The organism is Actinoplanes sp. NPDC048791 (genome assembly GCF_040650095.1).
In the GTDB taxonomy this organism is placed as follows: Bacteria; Actinomycetota; Actinomycetes; order Mycobacteriales; family Micromonosporaceae; genus Actinoplanes.
Genome location: NZ_JBEZGQ010000403.1, coordinates 1 through 7,157, shown reverse-complemented (window position 1 = coordinate 7,157; position 7,157 = coordinate 1). Strand labels below are relative to the sequence as shown.

Sequence of the window (7,157 nt, the reverse complement as noted above, 5' to 3'; positions counted from 1 at the left end):
CCCGCTCCGGCCGGCCCCGTAAATCGCGCGGCCGCCGGGCCCCGTAGGCGTCGCGCGGCGGCCGGTCCATGGCACCAGCTCAGTGGTTGTGACCGGCGTGCTCGTCCTCGGAGGCCTCGCGGAGGTCATCGAGGGAGAGCGTGTTGCCGGCGGAGTCGTTCATCGTGACCCGCTCCATGACGCTGGCCAGAGCCTTGCCGCGGCGCACGTCGCCGAAGACGGCCGCGGCCGCCCCCGACTGGACGAGCTGGTCGTAATACTGCTGCGGCTGCATCTGGGCGCGCTGGGCGCGGTGCACGATCTCGTGCCCGAACTCGTCGTCGGAGACCTGGATGTCCTCGGCGTCCGCGATGGTGTCGAGCAGCAGCTGGATCCGGACGCCCTCGGTGGCCGCCTCGGTCAGCTCGGTGTCGATCTGCTCCTCGGTCTTCTCCTCGGAGGTCAGGTAGTCCTCCAGGGTGGCGCCGATGCGCTCGAGCTGGTCGGTCATGGCCTGCTTGCGGCCCTCGACCTCGTCCTTGACGATGCCCTCGGGAGCGGGGATCTCGGCGGCCTCGACGAGCTGCTTGAGCGCCTCGTCACGGGCGGCGTAGATCTGCTCGACCTTCTTGACCTTGCCGAGCCGCTCCCGCAGGTCGTTCTTCAGCTCATCCAGGGTGTCGAACTCGCTGGCCAGCTGGGCGAACTCGTCGTCGATCTCGGGCAGCTGCTTGTCCTTGACCGAGTTGACCTTGACCGACACCTCGGCGTCGCGGCCGGCGAAGTCGCCGCCGACGAGCTGGGTGGTGAAGGTGGCGTCGGCGCCGGCGACCAGGCCGACCAGGACCTCGTCGAGGCCCGGGAGCAGCTGCTTGCTGCCGACCTCGTGCGAGATGTTCGTCGCGGAGCCGCCGGGCACCTCCTCGCCGTCGACCGTCGCGCGCAGGTCGAGCTGGACGTAGTCGCCCTCCTCGGCCGGGCGGTCCACGGTCTTGAGGGTGGCGAAACGCTCCCGCAGGCCGTTGATCTGCTCGTCGATCTCGTTGTCACCGATCTCCACGGCCGGCACCGTGACGGAGATGCCGGACAGGTCGGGAATCGAGATCTCCGGCCGGACGTCGACCTCGGCGGTGAACTTCAGCGGCTCGTTGTCGGCGAACTCGGTGATCTCCACCTCGGGCCGGCCCAGCGTCTTGACGTCGTGCTCGCGCACCGCGGCGAGGATCTGCTGCGGGATGGCCTCCTGGACGGCCTCGTTGAGGACCGTGCCCCGGCCGACGCGCTGGTCGATGACCGCGGCGGGGATCTTGCCCCGGCGGAAGCCGGGGATCTGGACCTGAGAACCGATTTCGCGGTACGCCTTCAGCAGGCTGGGCTTCAGCTCGTCGAACGGCACCTCGATGGCGAGCCGCACCCGAGTCGGACTCAGAGTCTCGACGGTGCTCTTCACAGGCGTACTCCTTGATGGATCTCTTCGATGTTGGTGAAGTCGGGGTGGCGGGATTTGAACCCACGGCCCCTCGCTCCCAAAGCGAGTGCGCTACCAAGCTGCGCCACACCCCGTGGCGACGGCAAGTGTATGCGGTCCGCCGCGTGTCGTGTGCCGCGGCGTCACCCGGGTGCGCCACGCGGGGGATATCGGGTTCGCATGCCGCGACGGCATTCAGTAGTGTGGGGCACGCGCGGCACCGTGGTGCGGCGCATGCGGGCGTAGCTCAATGGTAGAGCCTCAGTCTTCCAAACTGATTACGCGAGTTCGATTCTCGTCGCCCGCTCCACGCGCATCGTCCCAGGTCAGAGGCGGTTTCCTCGGCATCCCTGGCGGAAGCTGCGATCATCCGGCGATGGGGATCTGGTCCTTCGGCGGCGAGCAGTACGAGATCATCTCGATGTACAGCCTTCCCGACGATGCCTGGCACTACGAGCTGACCGGACTGACCGGACCGCCCGGCACCAGGCCCTACCTGGCCGTCGACATCCCCGACGCGACGCCGGACGGGACCTTCACGCCGAGGCCGGCTCAACACGTGGTGGTCCGTGCCGGCGGCGGCGTCCTGCCCTGGCTCGTCCTGACAAAGTTCATCGACCAGCTCGACTCCAGCGGCGACCTGGTCGACGAGGAGCGCGACCGGTCAGCCGAGGCAACAGCCCTCCCGTTGACGCTCAACACCTGGTCTCACGGGAGCCAACAGTTCGTGGTCAACCAGTTCCACTACGGCGACATCGATTCGTGGTGTTACGAGTTGTACGAGGTCGACCCGGACGTCACCGCGAACAATTTCCTCGACGTCCGCATCCCCGACGCCTCACCGGAGGACGGGCCGTTCGTCCCGATGCCGGCCGACCACGTGACGTTGACCATGCACGGCCGCTGGGCACTCCCCTGGCCGGTCTTCCGGCGCTTCCTCGACGCCGTCCACGCCGCCGGGGACATCGTGACGCCGGACCGGCACTGACGGTTGGTCGCCCATACTTGGCGGCCATGGGAGTCCAGGCGTACGTGTACTGCCGGTGCTGGCAGGACGGGCTGGCCGTACCGCCGGTCGGGCCGGTCGGGTTCGACGAGGACGGCCGGCTCGGTTTCTTGGAGCCCTGGGACCGCAGCAACGCGGACCAGCACGGCGACGTCCAGCACTGGCTCGAGCACGGCTGCCCGCACAAGAACATGCAGTTTTTGAGCGAGGAGATCGGCGCCTGGGCCGGCGTGCGGTACTTCCAGCAGGCCCTGCGGGAGGCGGACGGTTCCGCCTTCCCCACGCTGCTCAGCTATCTGCCGCAGACCAACGACGGCTGGATTCCCGCCGCTGAGGTGCCCGCCGTCCTGGCCGAGCTGGACCACTTCGAGCACCGGGCCCGGCTGTCGGACGAGATCGTCCTGGTCGACGAGGCGACCGGCGACGCGTTCTACAGCTACCTCAAGAGCTATCGCGGCGTGTTCGCCTGGGGGCATTACAACCTGGGAGTCGGCCCCGACGGCTTCTTCGTTGTCGACAATCGCGCGGAACCGCCGGCCACGGTGTTCCGGGCGCGCCGGTTCGAGCAGCGCGTGCTGCCCGGTGGCGAGCTGGAGCTCACCGGTGACGGGCAGACAGTACGGCTGGCAACGACGCCGATCGCGAACTATCTGCCCGTGCCACCGCAGCGACTGACCGTACAGGTCAGGTCGCGTACGGCGGCGGACTTCGCCCGCATGGTGGGGACGCTGCGGCGGCTGTGTGCCGCATCGCTGGCGACGGGAAATCCGGTGAACTGGGTCTGACGGGCCTTTGGACCCGGCGGGACCCGACATGTGGCCCTCACGCCGGTGTCGGTGCCCGCGGTGTGCTGGGCTCATGTTCACCACCGTCGAGATGCTGGCCGACCAGCCGTTCCTGGCCGGGCTCACCGAGCATCAGCTCAGCCTGCTCGCCCCGCTGACCAGCCGGTCGATGTTCCACGCCGGGAACCGGATCTTCGGTCAGGGCACGCCGGCCGAGCAGTTCTGGCTGATCACCGACGGCCGGGTGTACCTGGACGCCGAGGTGCCCGGTTACGACAACTTCGTGCTGGAGACGCTCAAGCCCGGGGCCGTGCTCGGGTGGTCGTGGTTGTTCCCGCCGTACCGGTGGCATTTCGGGGCTGTCGCGACCAGCACCGCGCACACGCTGACCTTCAACGGGCCCCTGGTCCGGGCCCTGTGCCAGCGGGACCCGGCGCTGGGTTTCGAGCTCACCAGCCGCTTCCTGCTGGTCATGGGTGAGCGTCTCCAGTCGGCCCGGAGCCGGCTGCAGGACTGCCGGCGGGCGGCCGGTCACCGGAACGACGTGTGACGGCGAGCAAATTCAAGATCAACGCGTACGCGGCCGCGCTGACCAGCAGGGCGACGGTGGCGGATCGGCCCATGTCTCCCACCGGTACGGGCGGGAACTCCCACACGTCGGCCGACAACCCGGCCAGGGCGATCGCCGCGCCCGCCGCCACGAACGGGACCGCCCACAGCAACCACGGCCAGGCGTCGAACTCGTCGTCCTGGACCAGCCCGGTCAGGGTGGTCACGCTCCAGAACATCAGGAAGAGCGGCACCAGCGGCCTTCTGCGCTTGTGCAGGCGCCTACTCCTGCTGATCAGGATGCCCAGTCCGACTCCCGCCGCGGCGTACAGCGGGAAGGCGGCCAGCTCGCCCAGCACGACCCGGGCCAGGACCGGGGACGACAGCAGGGGCAAGGCCACGACGAGCGACACCCCGGCCAGCGCCACACCGACCGCCATCGCCATCGGCAGGGCGATCGCGTGCCGGTGCCGCCGGCTCAGGGCCACGCCCACGACCAGGGCCAGGAGGTGGCCGCAGAGCATGCCGGAGGTGTGCCGGAAGATGCGCGTGGTCTGCTGCCACTCCAGCTGCTGGCCGTCGCCCTGCGGGTCGAAGTTGACCCAGTACTCGTAGTAGCCCTCGTTGAACGGCATCGCCGCCCAGACCAGCAGGACCGCCACCGGTACGCACCAGACCGCCGGGTGACTCACCACGCGGCGCAGCGTGGCCGCATCGATCGCTGTCGGCATTCCTGGAGACTGGCAACTTGAGTCAACCCGAGGAGTGGGCTTTGGGGTACACGCTTGAAGCGTTCATCGGCGATCCCGGCGTTCTGCGGCCGGTGGTGGACCGGTGGCCGGTCGCCGCTCTGGTGCCGTTGAGCGCCGGACTTTCGCTGATCCCCATGACCGACGAGCTGTTCGACGCGGCCGGCGGCGGCCCGACGAGCGAGGCGCTCGGTTTCTGGAAGCTGCCGGCCGGCTTCGAGCCCGAGCGGGTCGCCGGAGCCGTCGCCTATGTCGAAGCGGAGTTCTTCGGCGGCGTGGGGACCCAGCGTGCGGCCCTGTGGATGAGTGGCCGGCTGGCGCTGGGGCCGCTGTTCGTCGGCGAGGACGAGCACTTCGCTCCCGCGGGAAGCCCCATCTCGCAGGTGCTGGCCCGGCTGGGGGCCGGCCGGGAAGGTCACCACGACGAGTTCGACGCGATCGGGCTGGGGCGGCACCGGCATACCGAGGACTGGCTCAGCTGACGATGCCGGCCCGGCGGGCGGGCCGGCATCCCCTGGTGGCTAGCGGCCGCTCAGCGCCGTACCCGTCTCCAGGACCGACTTGAGGTCGCTGAGCACCCAGGCCCAGCCACCGCCACCCGCCTCGTCGAGCGGGGAACCCGCGACCATCGTCGCGGTGGCCGGGGCACCGGCCATCTCGTGGGTGACCGTCAGGCGGCAGACGCCGGGCTGGGACTTCAGCTCTTCGATCAGGTAGGTCAGCGTCGTGTACGGCTCCGCGGCCGTCGCCGGGTCCATAAGCATCCGCCAGGTCTGCACCAGCAGCCGGGGCGGGTCGCTCTCCACGACCTCGCCGTCGACGATGCGGTCCGGGATCGGGAAGCCGTTCTCCTTGCCGAACTCGCGCATCTCGTCGGTGGCGTCCGAGTGGTATTCGCCGCCGGGCCTGAGGTCGAAGTGGGCCGGGGCGGCGTAGCCGTATTTCACGGTCCACTCCGGGTCGGTGATCGCGGTCCAGATCTTCTCCGGCGTGGCCTTGATCCACACGCGGTAGACCTGGGTCGGCAGGGCGGTCGTCTCGGTGGTCATGTCTCGTCCTCCAGCGCGTTCTTGAGATCGACGAGCGCCGTCACGTGACGCTCGGTGTATTTGTCGATCCAGCGGTCGTGGATCAGCCGGATCGGCACGGGATTGAGGAAGTGCAACTTCTCCCGGCCCGCGCGGCGGACCACGACCAGCCCCGCCTCCTCGAGCACCTTGAGGTGCTTGGCCACGCCGAAGCGGGTCATCTCCACCTCGGACTCGAGCTCGGTGAGCGTGCGGCCCTCGCGGGTGAAGAGCAGGTCGAGCAGGAAGCGACGGGTCGGGTCGGCGAGTGCCTTGAACACCCGGTCGTCGTCGTCCGTCATGACGCCAAGTTATGTGACCATTGGGTCACATGTCAAGGCGCGAAAAACTCCGCCCGGCGTCAGGCCGGACGGAGTCAAGTGGTGCTCAGCGGCGGCGGACCAGCCGGCGCAGCTGGATGATCCGGACCGAGGCCACCGCCATCGCGACGAACGCGCCACACACCCCGGCGATCAGCATCGCCAGCGCCAGCGGGATCTGGCCGTCGAACCAGAGGAAGCTCAGCCGCACGTTGCCGGTGTTCTGAGCCACGAAGATGATCAGCAGGATCAGGCCGACGGCGCCGGCCCACACCCCGAACCAGACCGCACTGGTACGGGTCCGCGGCACCCGCGGCGACTCCCGGCGGGGCGGCGCCTCACCAGCGCCTTCGAGACCCGCCAGCGTCCCGGCCAGCTCCGGCGGGAGCGGCGGTGGCGCGTCCTCGGCGGGGGTGAGCGGACGGTTCTCGGATGGGAAGACCATAACTCTCAGTCTTGCCCATCGGTGCGCTCCGTCAACCCTGTTCACCGGTCTTGCCAGATTTAAGCCGAAGCTAATAGACCTATGTCGAAAAGGGACGTTACCGTCTGCGCCGGACCGCCCTCCCCACTTCACCCCCAACGATTCGGATCACCATGCGCAGACCCGTCCTCATCGTCGGCGGCATGGCCGTCGTCACCGTCGTCGCCGGAATCGCCGTCGCGGCCAGTGCCAGCGCCGGCACCACGACGTACGAGGCCGAAGCCTCCGTCAACACCTTCGCCGGCGGCGCCCACACCGTCGACTGCCGGCGCTGCTCCGGCGGCAGCCGGGTCACCGGCATCGGCGGCCAGGGCGTCCTCACGATCACCGGAGTGGTGGCCGAGAAGGACGGACCGGCCCGCCTGGCCGTCACGTACACCGCGGAGCGCAGCCGGACCGCGCAGATCAGCGTGAACGGTGCCGTCCCCACCGCCATCGTCTTCCCCGGCACCCGCGGCACGTCCCGGCCGGCCACCCTGCGGCTCACCGCGACGCTGCGCGCCGGCGACAACAACGTGGCCTTCGCCAACTCGGTCGGCGCCGCGCCGGACATCGACAAGGTGGTCATCAGCACCGACGGCACCCCGCCGACCTCGGCCCCGACGGCAACGGCCTCCGCCGTGCCCGGGGCCACCGCCACGGTCACCCCCGGCGAGACCGCGCCGCCCACTCTGCCGACGTCGCCGCCGGCCTCCGGGACACCGGCTCCGGGACGCACCGGAACCGGACCGGATCTTCACCGGAATCTGA

General features: G+C 69.5%; 9 protein-coding genes, 2 tRNA genes and 1 pseudogene. 6 read left to right on the top strand and 6 right to left on the bottom strand.

From position 1 onward, the window contains the following. Positions 1-79: 79 nt before the first annotated feature. On the bottom strand, positions 80-1,429 hold the full coding sequence (gene tig / locus AB0C29_RS25955) for a trigger factor (RefSeq protein WP_360825006.1): 1,350 nt from the start codon (positions 1,427-1,429) through the stop codon (positions 80-82). Positions 1,430-1,468: 39 nt separating this feature from the next. Then, a tRNA-Pro gene (locus tag AB0C29_RS25950) sits at positions 1,469-1,542 on the bottom strand. Positions 1,543-1,683: 141 nt separating this feature from the next. Here AB0C29_RS25950 and AB0C29_RS25945 point away from each other — a divergent pair. From AB0C29_RS25945 to AB0C29_RS25930, 4 genes are all read left to right on the top strand, one after another. Next, positions 1,684-1,757 (top strand) — tRNA-Gly (locus AB0C29_RS25945). Positions 1,758-1,823: 66 nt separating this feature from the next. Next, on the top strand, positions 1,824-2,435 hold the full coding sequence (locus AB0C29_RS25940) for a hypothetical protein (RefSeq protein WP_360825003.1): 612 nt from the start codon (positions 1,824-1,826) through the stop codon (positions 2,433-2,435). A gap of 26 nt (positions 2,436-2,461) precedes the next feature. Continuing rightward, a complete protein-coding gene (locus AB0C29_RS25935) occupies positions 2,462-3,238 on the top strand; it encodes a hypothetical protein (RefSeq protein ID WP_360825000.1) in 777 nt (258 codons plus the stop codon). A 73-nt stretch (positions 3,239-3,311) separates the two neighbouring features. Further along, a complete protein-coding gene (locus AB0C29_RS25930; protein WP_360824997.1) occupies positions 3,312-3,788 on the top strand; it encodes a cyclic nucleotide-binding domain-containing protein in 477 nt (158 codons plus the stop codon). Here the strand turns inward: AB0C29_RS25930 and AB0C29_RS25925 are convergent. Then, a complete protein-coding gene (locus AB0C29_RS25925; protein ID WP_360824994.1) occupies positions 3,709-4,518 on the bottom strand; it encodes a hypothetical protein in 810 nt (269 codons plus the stop codon). The two genes, AB0C29_RS25930 and AB0C29_RS25925, sit on opposite strands and share 80 nt — an antisense overlap. 41 nt (positions 4,519-4,559) lie before the next feature. Between AB0C29_RS25925 and AB0C29_RS25920 the strand changes: the two genes are divergently transcribed. Next, entirely contained in the window at positions 4,560-5,018 is a 459-nt protein-coding gene (locus tag AB0C29_RS25920; protein WP_360824991.1) for a hypothetical protein, read from the top strand. A 39-nt stretch (positions 5,019-5,057) separates the two neighbouring features. On the opposite strand, the gene AB0C29_RS25915 is transcribed toward AB0C29_RS25920, so the two are convergent. The 3 genes from AB0C29_RS25915 to AB0C29_RS25905 form a co-directional block, all read right to left on the bottom strand. Then, positions 5,058-5,585 (bottom strand): SRPBCC domain-containing protein, encoded by a 528-nt coding sequence (locus AB0C29_RS25915; protein ID WP_360824988.1) that lies wholly within the window; start codon positions 5,583-5,585, stop codon positions 5,058-5,060. Continuing rightward, positions 5,582-5,905, bottom strand: coding sequence for a metalloregulator ArsR/SmtB family transcription factor (locus AB0C29_RS25910; protein WP_360824985.1), 324 nt, complete (start codon positions 5,903-5,905; stop codon positions 5,582-5,584). Before AB0C29_RS25910 ends, AB0C29_RS25915 begins: the two co-directional genes overlap by 4 nt. 85 nt (positions 5,906-5,990) lie before the next feature. Continuing rightward, complete coding sequence (locus tag AB0C29_RS25905) at positions 5,991-6,368, bottom strand: lipopolysaccharide assembly protein LapA domain-containing protein (RefSeq protein ID WP_360554863.1); 378 nt, start codon at positions 6,366-6,368, stop codon at positions 5,991-5,993. A gap of 152 nt (positions 6,369-6,520) precedes the next feature. On the opposite strand from AB0C29_RS25905, the pseudogene AB0C29_RS25900 reads away from it, so the two are divergent. Next, positions 6,521-7,157 (top strand): annotated as a pseudogene (locus tag AB0C29_RS25900) (hypothetical protein); the annotation flags it as partial.